Source organism: Bradyrhizobium sp. ORS 278, assembly GCF_000026145.1.
GTDB lineage: Bacteria > Pseudomonadota > Alphaproteobacteria > Rhizobiales > Xanthobacteraceae > Bradyrhizobium.
The window spans coordinates 1257537-1272266 of sequence record NC_009445.1 but is presented as its reverse complement, the minus strand read 5'-3'; the positions used below and the strand labels follow the sequence as shown (position 1 = coordinate 1272266).

Here is a 14730-nt window from a genome sequence, read left to right as displayed (position 1 = left end):
TGGGCTCCAGCGTGACGCCAGGGTCAGCCATCGGCTGCGGCAGTCAGCTGAAGGCCCGCCGGCGGGGATGCCGGCGGGCCCAGTGCGACACTAAACGAGGAAAATAGCCATCAAGATGACGATCAGAGCGACGCCGATCGTGCCGTACTTCACTAACGCGATGAAGCCTTCATAGGTAGCCTCGTGCGCCGGATAGTCGTTGCCATCAGCCGTCGAGTAGGCGATCTCGCCATGGTTTGCCATCGGGGTCCCCCAGAGTAAGTATGCTTTGTTAAGGTCGCATACCTCAAAGCCAATGCAAGGGCAACGGCTGGCATGCAAGGCGGTTTATCGGCTTTTCCGATCGCTCTATTGGCGAGGCCAATTATCGCGGATCCAGCGCGTCAGGCTGGCCTCGCTGACCTCGCCGGCGGCAAGGGCGAGGATCATTGCCGCAGCTTCAGCTTCCGGAACATCGAAGTCGAAACCGTTGACGCCAAGAAACGTGTAGAGCGCCAGCAGCGAGGTGCGCTTGTTGCCATCGACGAACGGATGATTACGCGCGATTCCATAAGCGTAGGCGGCTGCAAGCTCCGGAAGCTCCGCACCTTCGTAAGCCCATTTGTTTCTCGGCCTGTCCAGCGCGGACTCGAGCATTCCTTCGTCGCGCAGGCCACTTGCTCCGCCATGAATTGCAAGCTGCTCATCATGGATTGCGACGATCATCTGACGGGTGAGCCAAAACGGCTCGCTCATTTCGCCAGCTCGGCGAGCGCGTTGTGGTACCGTTTCATGCCGCGCCGGGCGACCGTCATCGCCTTCTCGAAATCCGGATCGTGAGGCGTGAGCACGAGCGTCCCGCCCGGCTGCTCGACGGGAAACAGCTTGTCGCCTTCCTTAAGATTGAGCCGAGCCACCATCTCCTTCGGCAAGATGAGGCCGATGGAATTGCCGATCTTGCGGACCTGCAGGACCACGCTGGAATCTGGCTTCAGATCCTTGGGAGTCTCATTCATGGGAATCTCCTCTGTTCTACAGACTGTATAACAGAGGAGCCTTGCTCGTTCAACAAATGTTTTACACCCCTACCCCATCGCCTCCAGCTCGTCGATCATGCCGGCGATGACCGACAGGCCGCCATCCCAGAACCTGGGATCCTTGGCATCCAGACCGAACGGCTTGAGCAGCTCGGAATAATGCTTGGTGCCGCCGGCCGCGAGCATTGCGAGATAGCGCTCGGCAAAGCCATCGGCGGCGTGCTCGTAGACGGCGTAGAGCGAGTTCACGAGGCAATCGCCGAACGCATAGGCGTAGACGTAGAACGGCGAATGGATGAAGTGCGGGATGTACGTCCAGAAGTTCTCGTAGCCCGGCTTGATCTCGATCGCCTCGCCGAGGCTCTCGGTCTGCACCGACAGCCACAGCTGGCCGAGGCGCTCGGCGGTGAGCTCGCCGTGCTTGCGCTCGGTATGAACCGCGCGCTCGAATGAATAGAACGCGATTTGCCGGACCACGGTGTTGATCATGTCCTCGACCTTGCCCGCGAGCAGCGCCTGACGCTGCTTGGCATCCTTGGTCTGCGACAACAGCCGCTTGAAGGTCAGCATCTCGCCGAACACGCTCGCGGTCTCGGCGAGCGTCAAAGGCGTCGGCGCCATCAGCGCGCCATTCTTCGCCGCGAGCACCTGGTGCACGCCATGGCCGAGCTCATGCGCGAGCGTCATCACGTCGCGCGGCTTGCCCTGGTAGTTCATCAGCACGTAGGGATGCGCCGACGGCGTGGTCGGGTGCGAGAATGCGCCCGGCGCTTTGCCGGGACGCACCGGCGCATCGATCCAGCTCTGGTCGAAGAAGCGCTGCGCGATATCGGCCATCTCGGGCGAGAAGCCGCGATAGGCCGTCAGCACCATGTTCTTGGCCTCCGGCCAGGCGATGGTGGCATTGGCGGCGAAGGGCAGCGGAGCGTTGCGGTCCCAATGCGCGAGCTTCTTCTTCTTGAACCAGCGCGCCTTGAGCCGATAGTAGCGATGCGACAGTTTCGGATAGGCCGCGCGCACCGAGGCCACCAGCGCGTCCACGACCTCACGCTCGACGCGGTTGTTGAGATGGCGCGAGTCCGCGACATCCTGGAAGCCGCGCCAGCGGTCGGAGATGTCCTTGTCCTTGGCGAGCGTGTTGGTGATCAGCGCGAACGTGCGCTCATTGGCTTTGAAGGTCTTGGCCAGCGCCTCGGCCGCCGCCTTGCGCTTGCCGCCGTCGCGGTCCTGCAGGAAGTTCAGGGTCGGCTCGATCGCGAGCTCCTTGCCATCGACCTGGAAGCGCAGCCCCGCGATGGTCTGGTCGAACAGCCGGTTCCACGCCGAATACCCGGTCTGAGACTTCTCATGGAACAGCTGCTCGACGCGGTCCTCGAGCTGATACGGCTTGTCCTTGCGCAGATCCTCGATCCAGGGCCGGTAATGGCCCAGTGCCGGCGTCTCCATCGCGCGCGCAATGACGGAATCGTCGATGCGGTTGAGCTCGAGCGGGAAGAACAACAGATGCGTCGAGGCGGTCGTCAGCCGCTCAGAGATGTCGCCGTAGAATTTGGAGATCGCCGGATCGACACTGTCGCCGGCATGCGCGAGACCCGCGAAGGAGCCGAGCCGACCGGCGAGATCGTCGATCGCCTCATAACGGCGCACCGCCGCCGCGAGCCATTCGCCGCCGTCTTCGCGCGCGACATGCTCGGCGATCTTGCCCTTGTAATCGGTCTCAAACGCGACGCATTCGGCATCCATCTTCGCGAGATCGTGAGCGATCTCCGGCGCGTCGATGCCGCTATAAAGATCGCCGAGATTCCATTCGGGCAGCGTCCCGATTCCGGTCTTCGCGGCGACCACCGTCTTCGCGGGCTTGGCGGACGATTTGGCCGCGGCACCGCGACCTGCTTTGACCGCGGCCGGTTTCGGCTTCGATGTCGGTTTCACGGCGGCCTTCTTGGCCTTGACGGCTTTGGAGGGAGGAGCAGCTTTGGTCGGCTTGCGGAGAGCGGAAGAGGCGCGCGAGGTCATCGGATGGGTAACCTGTTGTTCGAACGTTTATCCCGATCAGCGAGGTTTAAGGTTGCGTTAATCGGCGTCGGCGAGAGTGCCCCGATTCGAGACAGATAGTCGTAGCGTGCAAGGAAAGCCATGGCTGCCAGCATTTTGATCGCCGATGATGATCCGGTCCAGCGCCGGCTGGTGGAGAACATGGTGCAGAAATGCGGCTACGAGGCGGTCGTCGTCGAGACCGGCGATGCCGTGATCGAGAAGCTGACCAATCCCGACGCGGGTCCCATCGACGCCATCGTGCTCGACCTCGTGATGCCCGGCCTCGACGGCATGGGCGTGCTGTCGAAGATGCGCGAAGCCGGGATCTCGATCCCCGTGATCGTGCAGACCGCGCATGGCGGCATCGACAACGTCGTCTCGGCGATGCGCGCCGGCGCGCAGGATTTCGTCGTCAAGCCGGTCGGCATCGAGCGGCTGCAGGTATCGCTGCGCAACGCACTGAATACCTCCGCACTCAAGGGCGAACTGCAGCGCATCCGTCACAGCCGCGAGGGCCGGCTGACCTTCTCGGACATCGTCACCCGCGCCGAAGCGATGGCGCCGATCCTGCGCATCGCCGAGAAGGCCGCGGCCTCATCGATTCCCGTGCTGATCGAGGGCGAATCCGGCGTCGGCAAGGAGCTGTTCGCCCGCGCCATCCATGGCACCAGCGAGCGCAAGACCAAGCCGTTCGTCGCGGTGAATTGCGGCGCAATCCCGGACAATCTCGTCGAATCGATCCTGTTCGGCCACGAGAAGGGCGCGTTCACCGGCGCGACCGACCGCCACACCGGCAAGTTCGTCGAAGCCCATGGCGGCACCTTGTTCCTCGACGAGGTCTCTGAGCTGCCGCTCACTGCGCAGGTCAAGCTGCTGCGCGCCTTGCAGGAGGGCGCTGTCGAGGCGGTCGGTGGCCGCAAGCCGGTCAAGGTCGATGTGCGCATCATCTCGGCAACCAACCGCCGCCTGCTCGACCGGGTCAAGGAAGGACATTTCCGCGAGGACCTGTTCTACCGGCTGCACGTGCTGCCGCTGACGATCCCTCCCTTGCGCGCGCGCCGCGAGGACATTCCGCATCTGCTGCGGCATTTCCTGGCGCGCTTTTCAGCCGAGGAAAATCGCCCTGTGTCGGGCATCAGCGGCGACGCGGTGGCGTATCTGACCAAGCTCGACTGGCCGGGCAACATCCGCCAGCTCGAGAACGCCGTCTATCGCGCCGTCGTCATGAGCGAGACCGACCAACTCGGCGTCAACGACTTCCCGCTGATACCGACCCATGCGCCGCCCGTCGAGCCGGCGCCACCCCTGGTCGTGGAGCGCCCCGCTCAGGCCACGCTGCCGGCGATGGTGCCGGGTAGTGAAGTACCCATTGCACCCCTGCCCTCGCATGGCAGCCTGCCCATGCTCAACGCCGGTGGCGACGTCCGGCCGCTGGAGGAGATGGAGCACGAGATCATCCGCTTCGCCATCGCTCATTACCGCGGTCAGATGTCGGAGGTGGCGCGGCGTCTCAAAATCGGACGCTCGACGCTCTACCGCAAGCTCGACGAGGCCAATGGCGAGACGCCATCGACGGAATCGCCGCCGCTCGGATGATCCGCTCGCGTCCGAAATTCGCCGCAACCCTGCGCAACAACGGAACATCTGAACCGTTGCCTTGCGGTGACAGACAGAGGAAAAAACGCGTGGCACAAGCGCAAGATCGATTTGCCCGGGTTTCCCAAGAGTCAGTTTGTCGTGAGTTGTCCCGTGTGGCGCTGGCCGCAGAATTGGGGCTTCGGTATCGTTCGGGCGTGATTCATTGCGTCAAGGCGTGACCCATTCTCACGAACCGTGCTCGGGCCCAAGCTGGCGGGCAGAGATCGACCTTGTGACCGACCCTGTTCCGAACCGCGGGACAGATCATTCGAGGGATTGACGATGCGAGATTGTGTGACCACCCGTGGCGGATATGACCGCGTGCTGATGGCTGTCGCGGCAACTTTCCTCGCGGTGTCCACGACCTCCGCTCTCGCCCAGAACGATCCGCCCCGCAGCAGCCCGGCAGAGCTTGCGATCGACGCAGCGATCCCGTTCCCCGAGCCGGCCAACGTGCCGCCGCCGACCGCCAGCGACTTCAAGCTCGACACCACCGCTACCGTTTCGCCCAGCCAGGCCAAGGCGCCCGAGCCGGTGAAGCCGGCCGATACGGCCGCAGCGCCCGCAGCCGATCCCGCCAAGACCGTGACGGCGCCGCCGCCGGCAGCGGCTCCCGCCACAGCGACGACTCCGGCGCCGGCCGGCGAGCCGGTCAAAGCCGCGAGCAGCGTTCCCGCCGCCGACCAGCCGGTCGCCGATCGCCTGCGCGACCTGATCGCCACCAAGGGGACCAAGTATTTCGACCGCAAGGCCGAGCGCGCCGCCGTCGAGAAGTTCTACACCGGCCGCGACTACGCGCCGATCTGGACGCAGAGCGGCAATCTCACCGCCGCCGCCAAGGGCGTGATCGCGCGCCTCAAGGATGCGGCCGCGGACGGCCTCAACCCCGCCGACTATCCGGTGCCGGATTTCGCCGCGGCCGGCTCCGCGCCGGACGCGCTGGCGGAGGCCGATCTCAAGCTCACCGAGAGCATGATGGACTACGCCCGTCAGGCCCAGAGCGGCCGCATGCACTGGTCGCAGGTCTCGGCCGATATCCAATATCCCGAGCATCCGATCGATCCGAACGAGGTGCTGGCCAACGTCACCGGCGCCAAGGATGCCTCCGCCGCGCTGGAGAGCTACAACCCGCCGCACAAGCTCTACAAGCTGCTGAAGGCCAAGCTCGCCGAACTTCGCGGCGACCGCGACGGTACGCCCATCATCATCGAGGACGGCGAACCGCTGAAATACACCCCTGCCCGCGGCAAGAACGCCCCGGAGGCCGAGGCGCAGATGTCCGACCCGCGCGTGCCGAAGCTGCGCGCCAAGCTCGGCCTCACCGAGAACCTCGACGACATCCGCTACGACGCGAAGGTCGCCGCCGCCGTTCGCAAATTCCAGGACAGCGTCGATCTCAAGCCGACCGGCGTGCTCGACGACCGCACCGTCAAGGCGCTCAACACGCCCAAACGCGACAAGCAGATCGACACCGTCATCGTCAATATGGAGCGCTGGCGCTGGCTGCCCCGCGAGCTCGGCGCACCGGCGATCGGCAATGCCTATGTCATCCTCAACATCCCCGACTACACGCTGAAGGTGATGCAGCACGGCGCGCAGGTGTGGACCACCCGCGTCGTCACCGGCAAGCCCGGCCAGCACGCGACGCCGCTGCTGAGCGAGACGATGAAGTTCATCACGGTCAACCCGACCTGGAACGTGCCGCCGTCGATCATCTACAACGAGTATCTGCCGGCGCTGCAGCAGGACCCGACCGTGCTCGACCGCATGGGCCTGCGGTTGGAGCGCGCCCGCGACGGCTCGATCCACATCTCGCAGCCGCCGGGCGAGGCCAACGCGCTCGGCCGCATTCGCTTCAATTTCCCGAACAAGTTCCTGGTCTATCAGCACGACACGCCGGATAAGAACCTGTTCGCGAAGGAGGACCGCGCCTTCAGCCATGGCTGCATGCGGGTGCAATATCCGGATCAGTATGCGTCGGTGCTGCTCAACCTCACCATGCCGGGCGAGCGCTATACGCCTGAGCGCATCCGCGGCATGTATGGCTCGAGCGAGATCGACCTGAAATTCCCGACCCCGATTCCGGTCAACATCACCTACCAGACCGCCTTCGTGGACGATGCCGGCAAGCTGCAATTCCGCAAGGACGTCTATGGCCGCGACGCGACCATGATCGCGATCCTCAAGAACAGCCGCGGCAAGGATCTCGAGAACGTCGTCGCCCACGCCCAACCGAGCTATTCGCGTCCGAAAGGACCGCTGCCGAACTCGGTGAATGTCAGCGACAACAGCTTCTCGTCCGGCTCCTCGGGTCCGAACTTCTTCGAACGTCTGTTCGGCGGCGGCCAGCCGACACCGCCGGCGCCGGTCGGCCGCCCGCCTCGCCGGGTGTTCACGCGCTGACCGGGTTCCCTCAGCCGCCGCAAATCCCGATGTGAGATCAAAGGCCTCGCCATCCGGCGGGGCCTTTGCTTTAGGTTAACCACAATGGTCAACCAAGATTCGATGGCTCTTTTTCGCCACACTCAAGAGTATATGTTAAGGGTAATTGGGGGGCGGGTCGGTGAGTATCCCTTAACCATCCCGCCTTAGGTAAGCGTTTCCTCTCTCTTCCGCCGGACGGGCCGCAAGAGGGTATTCGAGTAAACGCTCGTCGACGGGGTGGGCTGCATCTTGCTGTCTGTTTTCGCGCGCCAATCGCGTTCGTTGCCCAGAAAGGCCTCGTTGCCCAAAAAGGCCTCGTTGCCCAAAAAGGCTTGGAACGCCGTCTGCCGCACCGGCCTTGCATCACTGCTCCTCGTGATGGGAGCCGGGACGGTCCGTGACGCCGAAGCCCTGAATGACACGCGCACGCTGACCTTCCACCATACCCATTCCGGCGAAGACCTCACCGTCACCTTCAAGCGCGAGGGCCGTTACGATGAAGACGCGCTGAAGAAGCTGAACCACTTCCTGCGCGACTGGCGCACCCAGGACGAGACGGTCATGGACCGTCGCCTGTTCGACATCCTCTGGGAAGTCTATCGCGACGTCGACGGCAAGCAGCCGATCCAGATCATCTCGTCGTACCGCTCCCCCGCCACCAATTCGATGCTGCGTCGGCGCTCGGCGCATTCCGGGGTGGCCCGCCACAGCCAGCACATGCTCGGCCATGCGATGGATTTCTACATCCCCGGCGTGCCGCTGGAGCAGATCCGCTACGCCGGCCTGCGCCTGCAGCGCGGCGGCGTCGGCTTCTATCCCACTTCCGGGTCGCCCTTCGTGCATCTCGACACCGGCAATATCCGGCATTGGCCGCGCATGACCGCCGACCAGCTCGCCCGCGTGTTCCCGGACGGCAAGACGGTCCACGTCCCGAGCAATGGCGTGCCACTGAAGGGCTATGAGCTGGCCAGGGCCGAAATCGAGAAGCGCGGCTCCGGCGAGGATGCATCATCCGGCGGCTCGAACCTGTTTGCGCGGCTGTTCCGCGGCCGTCCCAGCGAGGACGACGACGAGGCGGGCGAGAGCGAGGTCAAGGCCGACGCGAAACCGATCCAGACTGCGGCGCTCGTCGCCAAGACGACCGACAAGCCCGCGGACAAGCCTTTCGAGAAAGAGCGCTCCGCGGACAATAAGCCGGCGACGGCTCGCGGCAAGATCGCCAACGCGCTGCAGCTGGCCTCGGCGGACTCGCAGGCGGTGCAGCAGCCCTCGGCGAAAACCGACAGCAAGCCGGACGCGAAGCCCGAGACCACCAGCGCGATCGATGCGGCCGCAAGCGGTGGCGCGCCGCAGAGCGTCGCGGACATCATCAATTCGCGCGGCTTCTGGGGTGACAATCCCGCGACGCCGAAGCAGGCCACGCCCGAGCAGGTTGCGGCGATCACTGCGCGCCGGGCGCTATCGGCCATTGACCAGCCGCAGAATGCCAGCCTGATGCAGGCGATGGCCTTTGCTCCTGCACCCGTGGCCGATCGCGGCAATACCGCCACCTCGGCGATCCCCGTGCGCAACTCGCGTCAGTCGGCATCCCGCCCGGCATCGGCGCCAGCGGAGGCCACCAAGGGCAATCAGAGCCAGGACGGCCTGATCACGATGGCGACACGGATGTCGGCCGCCAAGGGGCCTGATTCGACCTGGATGCGGGCGATCATGCTGACACCGAGCGCATCATCGTCGATGTCGGTCACCAAACTGGGCGACCCGGATCTGACGGTCATGCGCAGCTACTTCGTGAAGCCGCAGACCACCCTGACGATGACCTTCGCGGCCGATCCGACGCCGGGGCTGAGCTACGACCAGTTCAGCGGCCCCGCGATCATCAAGCTCGAGACCAGATCCTTCACGATGCGCGCCGCGGCCCTGCGCTGACGACGCCGAAACCGCCCCCTGAAATGTCAATGCCCCGCGATCGGCTCGCGGGGACATTGGGTGACGCGCCGCAGGCGCGCCTCGTTCAGATCATGCCGAGCGCCTGCATGTAGGTCTCGAGGATGCTCTCCTCCTCCTGGCGCTCATTGGGGTCCTGCTTGCGCAGCCGAATGATGGTGCGCAGCGCCTTGACGTCGAAGCCGTTGCCCTTGCTCTCGGCATAGACATCCTTGATGTCCTCGGAGATCGCTTTCTTCTCCTCCTCCAGCCGCTCAATGCGCTCGATGATCGACTTGAGCTGATCTACGGCGAAGCGGGTCGCGGGCGAGTCGTCGTCCTTCGCGGCGGCGGAGGTGGCCATCTGTTACTCCTGAGTGGAACTCGTGTGTCCAAGGAAGGCGCCGCCAGGGCGCCGCGTGTTCGCCGCGACCCTCAAATCTGGCGTGCCCTGCGTCAAGGCGACATCGCCCTCATCCACAGAGCGCCCACATCTTGTTGGGCTCGGTGGGCCGCCGAACAACAACATCGACCACGCGGCTTGCGTTTTCCGCGTCCCGCGGACAGCCGCTCGATTCGCGGATCAGGCGAGCGCGCGGCCGGCCGTCCTCAATGACCCGGATGCACCTTCTTCATGGCCTCGATCTGCTCGGCGCTGGCCTCGCGCTGGTGCTTCGCCTTCCATTCCTCATAGGGCATGCCGTAAACCGCCTCGCGGCTCTCGTCCTTGCTCAGCGCCACCCCCTGTGCGTCGGCCGCGTCCTTGAGCCAGTTGGACAGGCAATTGCGACAGAAGCCGGCCAGATTCATCAGATCGATGTTCTGAACGTCGGTGCGGCTGCGCAGATGCTCGACGAGCCGGCGGAAAGCGGCGGCTTCGAGCTCGGTTCGGGTGGTGCTGTCCATGATGATCCCTCTCGTTCCCTGTTCCGCGCCGCGACGGACATCTGCTATATAATGCGGCTTCGTCGCAGGTTTGGCCATATCGCAGCACCGTCACGGGAGGCGATGAGAGCGATCGCATCCGCCTCGCCACGAAATCGCCTTGCCGTTGACAGCCGCGGCCAAGCGCGCGACATCGATCAACGTTTGATATAGCGTCGCGCAATGATCCCCAAAACCTCCCGCATCATGCATCGCCTTCCCCACCGCCAGGGTTTCGGACTGCTTTCGCTGCTCGGGCTGGCCGTGCTCTGTCTCTCCTCCAGCCCGGCGGCCGCCGATTTTCGCCTCTGCAACAACACCTCGAGCCGGGTCGGGATCGCTCTCGGCTACAAGGACGCAGAGGGCTGGACCACCGAAGGGTGGTGGAACGTCTCCTCTCGCAGCTGCGAAACGCTGCTCAAGGGCACGCTGGTCGCCCGCTATTATTACATCTACGCGCTCGACTATGATCGCGGCGGCGAATGGTCCGGGCAGGCCTTCATGTGCTCCCGCGACAAGGAGTTCACCATCAAGGGCACCGACAATTGCCTGGCGCGCGGCTTCGACCGCACCGGCTTCTTCGAGGTCGACACCGGCGACCAGCGCGCCTGGACGGTGCAGTTGACCGAGGCCAACGAGCAGCCGGCGCAGCAGCGCGTGCCGGGCATCCCAGGTCCGCTCGGCCCCGGCAATGTCCCTGGCCTGCCCAATGGTCCTCAGGCGGCGCCGCCTGCCGGATCCGGCCTGCCGTCCGGGCCGGCAGCGCCCAAACCATGAGACGCCTGCGCCGCATCAAGATTCTCGCCACGCTCGGTCCCGCCTCCTCGGACAGCGCGATGATTCGCAAGCTGTTCGAGGCCGGGGCCGACATCTTCCGCATCAACATGAGCCACACCCCGCATGACAAGCTGCGGGAGCTGGTGGCCACGATCCGCAGCGTCGAAGCCAGCTATGGCCGGCCGATCGGCATCCTGGTCGATCTGCAGGGCCCCAAACTGCGGCTTGGCACGTTTGCCGAAGGTCCGGTCCAGCTCAACAACGGACAGAGCTTCGTGCTCGATTCCGACAAGACGCCCGGCGATGCGACACGGGTGTACCTGCCGCATCCGGAGATCCTGGCAGCCCTGCAGCCCGGCCACGCGCTGCTGCTCGACGACGGCAAGGTGCGGCTGATCGCCGAGGAGACGACCCCGACGCGCGCCGTCACCCGCGTCGTCATCGGCGGCAAGATGTCCGACCGCAAGGGCGTGAGCCTGCCCGACACCGATCTGCCGGTCTCGGCGATGACGCCGAAGGACCGCGCCGATCTCGAAGCGGCGCTGAACATCGGCATCGACTGGATCGCGCTGTCCTTCGTGCAGCGCGCCGATGACGTGCTCGAGGCGAAGAAGATCATCCGCGGCCGCGCCGCCGTGATGTCCAAGATCGAGAAACCGCAGGCGATCGAGCGTCTCAACGACATCGTCGATGTCTCCGACGCGCTGATGGTGGCGCGCGGCGATCTCGGCGTCGAGCTGCCGCTGGAGCGCGTGCCGGGCCTGCAGAAGCAGATGACACGGTTGGCGCGCCGCGCCGGCAAGCCGGTGGTGGTGGCGACGCAGATGCTGGAATCGATGATCCAGTCGCCGGTCCCGACCCGCGCGGAGGTCTCCGACGTGGCGACCGCGGTCTATGAGGGCGCTGACGCGATCATGCTGTCGGCGGAATCGGCGGCCGGCAAGTTTCCGGTCGAGGCGGTCTCGACGATGAACCGGATCGGCGAGGAGGTCGAACGCGACATCGTCTATCGCTCGGTGATCGCGGCGCAGCGGCCCGAGCCGGAGTCGACCGCGGGCGACGCCATCGCCGAGGCGGCGCGCAGGATTGCCGAAAATCTCGATCTGCCGGCGATCATCTGCTGGACGTCGTCCGGCTCGACCGCGGTCCGCGTCGCGCGCGAGCGGCCCAAGCCGCCGGTGGTCGCGATCACCCCGAACCTGGCGACCGGGCGCCGCCTCGCGGTGGTGTGGGGCGTCCATTGCGTGGTGGCCGAGGATGCCCGCGACCAGGACGACATGGTCGAACGTGCCGGCTCGATCGCGTTTCGCGACGGCTTCGTCCGCGCCGGCCAGCGCGTCATCGTCGTTGCCGGCGTCCCGCTCGGCACCCCCGGCACCACCAACATGGTGCGCATCGCCTATGTCGGGCCGTCGAACGAGGCCCATCTCTGAGCTGATCAGTCGGCGCTGCCGACCGGCTTGAGACCCGCGGTCGAAGCCGCGGGCAGCGCGGCCGAGATCACCGGACAGACCATGATGTCGGTGCCATCGGCGCCCGGAATGCGCTCGCAGCGTCGCGCACTGTCGATCTTGAGATCGTAGTCGGCGAGCACGTCGAGCCGCGGCGGGTTGTCCGCGGGGCTGTCCGCATAGTACAGCGCCCAGACCCCGCCCTGCAGCGGAGATGCGAGGCCGCGCCGCACCCGGCGATCGAGCACGCCGCCTGACACCAGCGGGACCACCAGTTCGGACAACTGATAGACGCGCGAGCCCTCATGCACGAACGACGTGACATAGCCGAGCGGCTTCTGCAGCAGCAGGAACGTCGCGGGCTGTCGCAAGGCTTCGGCAAGCTGCGGCCGGTACGGGTCCGACCACGGCCGCCGCATCCAGTCTGTCGGCTGCGACGCCAGTGCAACAGCGAGCGCGGCAACGACGATGATGGCCTGCCTGCTTCGCAACGAGGTCTGCTTCGCGACGGGTTCGCGCCAGGCGTCGCTCAGACGGATGAGCAGCAGCACGATCAGCGGTGCCGCAAGCAATTCGAGCGGCATCAGATAACGCTGGATCGAGAACGCCAGCATCCACAGGACGTAGCTGATCCAGAAGAACATGATCAGGCGCCGGTCGCGCAGCCCCAGCACCTCGCGCCGTTGCCACAGGCCGGTGAGGATCACGGCGATCAGCAGCACGATGATCACGGCAAAGCGCGGATCGCGGAACGGCCATTCCGACGACGGATGCTTGCCGATCACCCAGTAGAATGGATAGGCGAGCGCGTCGGCGAGGCTCTGCGGCATGAAGCGGGTGTCGACGATCGACACCAATGGCGCCTCGGGCGAGCGGAAGATCGTGTTGTAGAACGGATAAAGCGGACTGCCGAAGTCGCGCAGCATCTTCAGCGCCCACGGCCCGGCCGTGACGATGCCGCCGAGCGCGCTCGCGGCGCCGAATGTAGCGACGGCCCGCAACGGTCTTGCCATCAGCAGCAGCGACACGCCGGCGGCGATTAGGAACGTCGCATTGGTCAGCTTCAATCCGGTCGCTGCCCCGAACATCAGGCCGGCCGCGAGCAGATGCCGCGGCCGCGCGTCGTTGTCCTCGTGACTGAACAGCAGCGCGAGACCGACGAGGATCGGCAGTGTCGTGAGAATGTCCGCAAAGCTGGTGCCGACCTCGGACAACGCCATCGGGCTGAGGGCCGCGATGATCAGCGCCGAAGCGAGCTTGAAGACGTCGGCCGTCCGCTGAAGCAGCACACGCGTCAGCCAGAACACCACAGCGAGGTTCAATCCATGCAACGCACCGAGCGCCATGCCCCACCACGGCGCGGGAAGGCCGTGCCGGACCACGTAGGGCAGCAGATAGATCAGCGGATTGAGAAAGCTCTGGAAGCCGCCCGGCGCGACATCGACATCGAAGCGGCCATGCACCAGCGCGAAGCCGGCATAATCGTGATAGTTCTGCCAGTCCCAGTTGATGTCCTCGCCCGCGACATAGGCGTAGACGGCGCCGGCGATCGCCGATCCGGCGATCACGAGCGGCGTGGCCGGATGTATGCGCGTACTGGGCATCGGTTGCGGAAGCGCCTGGACCTGCGAGACGCGGCGGCCGTCCCGGCGCCGCACCCGACCATGGCGGCGAGGCATGAATCCTTGCTTAAGCGCGAGACCGCGCCGGCCGGCTCAGGCGCCGACCAGGCTTTTCACCGGCAACACCGCCTGCACGACAAGGCCGCGGGCGCGGGCATCCATCACGCCGACGGCGCGCAGCGCCAGCAAGGTGACGGCCTGGACGGTGTCGCGCAGCTTGGCGGGATCCTCGAGCGTGTCCGTTGCCAGCGGCCCGACCAGCGCCTCGTGCAGCGCGCCTAGCAGCGCGGTCGCGGCGAGCTGGGTGTCCTGCGCCGGGAGATGGCCGGCGCGCACGGCGGCATCGATCCGCGAGGCGATCTCGCCGACGATCTCGCGGCGGCTGGCAATGCGCGAGGCGGTCACGTCGACGTCCACCGGTTCCGCGAGAATGCCCCAGGCCAGCTTGCGTTGAGACAGGACGTGGACGGCGACGGTCGAGACGGCCGCGGCGAGCGCCGAGGACGGACCTGGCGCCGCATCGGCCGCGCGGCGGACCGCCGCCAGCTCGTCGCGCGATACCTCGGCGATGAGCTCGGAAATCAGATCCGCCTTGGATGGAAAGTAGCGGTAGACGGTTCCGGCGGCGACGTTCGCCCGCACCGCGACCGGCGCGATCTGAACCGCCGACATGCCGCCTTCCGCCGCGGCTTCGCGCGCGGCAGCCAGAATCGCGCTGCGGCGGGCCGCCAGCCGCTTCACGACTTGATGGGTTCGCCGATAGACCATGGCGTTTCTCGTCCCGGACGCGCCCGTCCAGGAAACGCCCGGCGAACGCTGGTTCAGTGTTTTTGGAGGATCACCCTCGCAAACCGCTGAAAGAACTGAACACCTGTTCAGGAAAAAACACAAGCGCAATCACGGCTTGGTCCGCCT

General features: G+C 65.6%; 13 protein-coding genes. 5 read left to right on the top strand and 8 right to left on the bottom strand.

Translation table 11 applies throughout. From position 1 onward, the window contains the following. Positions 1-90 precede the first annotated feature (90 nt). From BRADO_RS05600 to BRADO_RS05585, 4 genes are all read right to left on the bottom strand, one after another. Complete coding sequence (locus BRADO_RS05600; protein ID WP_011924342.1) at positions 91-243, bottom strand: aa3-type cytochrome c oxidase subunit IV; 153 nt, start codon at positions 241-243, stop codon at positions 91-93. A gap of 105 nt (positions 244-348) precedes the next feature. Beyond that, entirely contained in the window at positions 349-735 is a 387-nt protein-coding gene (locus BRADO_RS05595; RefSeq protein WP_063822873.1) for a type II toxin-antitoxin system death-on-curing family toxin, read from the bottom strand. Continuing rightward, positions 732-995 (bottom strand): AbrB/MazE/SpoVT family DNA-binding domain-containing protein, encoded by a 264-nt coding sequence (locus BRADO_RS05590; protein ID WP_173363486.1) that lies wholly within the window; start codon positions 993-995, stop codon positions 732-734. Before BRADO_RS05590 ends, BRADO_RS05595 begins: the two co-directional genes overlap by 4 nt. Positions 996-1064: 69 nt before the next feature. Next, the gene (locus BRADO_RS05585; protein ID WP_011924339.1) at positions 1065-3032 is read right to left on the bottom strand and encodes a M3 family oligoendopeptidase; all 1968 of its coding nucleotides are present in this window, start codon (positions 3030-3032) and stop codon (positions 1065-1067) included. Positions 3033-3152: 120 nt separating this feature from the next. Between BRADO_RS05585 and BRADO_RS05580 the strand changes: the two genes are divergently transcribed. The 3 genes from BRADO_RS05580 to BRADO_RS05565 all read left to right on the top strand — a co-directional run bounded on the left by BRADO_RS05580 (position 3153) and on the right by BRADO_RS05565 (position 9044). Further along, complete coding sequence (locus tag BRADO_RS05580; RefSeq protein ID WP_011924338.1) at positions 3153-4649, top strand: sigma-54 dependent transcriptional regulator; 1497 nt, start codon at positions 3153-3155, stop codon at positions 4647-4649. Positions 4650-5018: 369 nt separating this feature from the next. Next, positions 5019-7094 carry a murein L,D-transpeptidase gene (locus BRADO_RS05575; protein WP_011924337.1) on the top strand — a complete coding sequence of 692 codons (2076 nt, stop codon included), beginning with the start codon at positions 5019-5021 and terminating at the stop codon, positions 7092-7094. A gap of 399 nt (positions 7095-7493) precedes the next feature. After that, positions 7494-9044: a DUF882 domain-containing protein gene (locus tag BRADO_RS05565; protein WP_011924336.1), complete on the top strand. Its 1551-nt coding sequence runs from the start codon at positions 7494-7496 to the stop codon at positions 9042-9044. An 85-nt stretch (positions 9045-9129) separates the two neighbouring features. Here BRADO_RS05565 and BRADO_RS05560 read toward each other — a convergent pair whose 3' ends face one another. Further along, on the bottom strand, positions 9130-9405 hold the full coding sequence (locus BRADO_RS05560; protein ID WP_008961835.1) for a DUF2312 domain-containing protein: 276 nt from the start codon (positions 9403-9405) through the stop codon (positions 9130-9132). A 245-nt stretch (positions 9406-9650) separates the two neighbouring features. Further along, positions 9651-9947, bottom strand: a complete 297-nt coding sequence (locus BRADO_RS05555; protein WP_011924335.1) for a DUF1244 domain-containing protein — start codon at positions 9945-9947, stop codon at positions 9651-9653. 201 nt (positions 9948-10148) lie between these two features. On the opposite strand from BRADO_RS05555, the gene BRADO_RS05550 reads away from it, so the two are divergent. Both BRADO_RS05550 and pyk read left to right on the top strand, forming a co-directional pair. Then, positions 10149-10742 carry a DUF1036 domain-containing protein gene (locus BRADO_RS05550; protein WP_011924334.1) on the top strand — a complete coding sequence of 198 codons (594 nt, stop codon included), beginning with the start codon at positions 10149-10151 and terminating at the stop codon, positions 10740-10742. After that, complete coding sequence (gene pyk / locus BRADO_RS05545) at positions 10739-12175, top strand: pyruvate kinase (RefSeq protein WP_011924333.1); 1437 nt, start codon at positions 10739-10741, stop codon at positions 12173-12175. Before BRADO_RS05550 ends, pyk begins: the two co-directional genes overlap by 4 nt. 5 nt (positions 12176-12180) lie before the next feature. Here pyk and BRADO_RS05540 read toward each other — a convergent pair whose 3' ends face one another. Together BRADO_RS05540 and BRADO_RS05535 are read right to left on the bottom strand one after the other, a co-directional pair. Further along, entirely contained in the window at positions 12181-13797 is a 1617-nt protein-coding gene (locus tag BRADO_RS05540) for a glycosyltransferase family 87 protein (protein WP_050781082.1), read from the bottom strand. 111 nt (positions 13798-13908) lie between these two features. Further along, positions 13909-14583 (bottom strand): TetR/AcrR family transcriptional regulator, encoded by a 675-nt coding sequence (locus BRADO_RS05535; protein WP_011924331.1) that lies wholly within the window; start codon positions 14581-14583, stop codon positions 13909-13911. Positions 14584-14730: the final 147 nt, after the last annotated feature.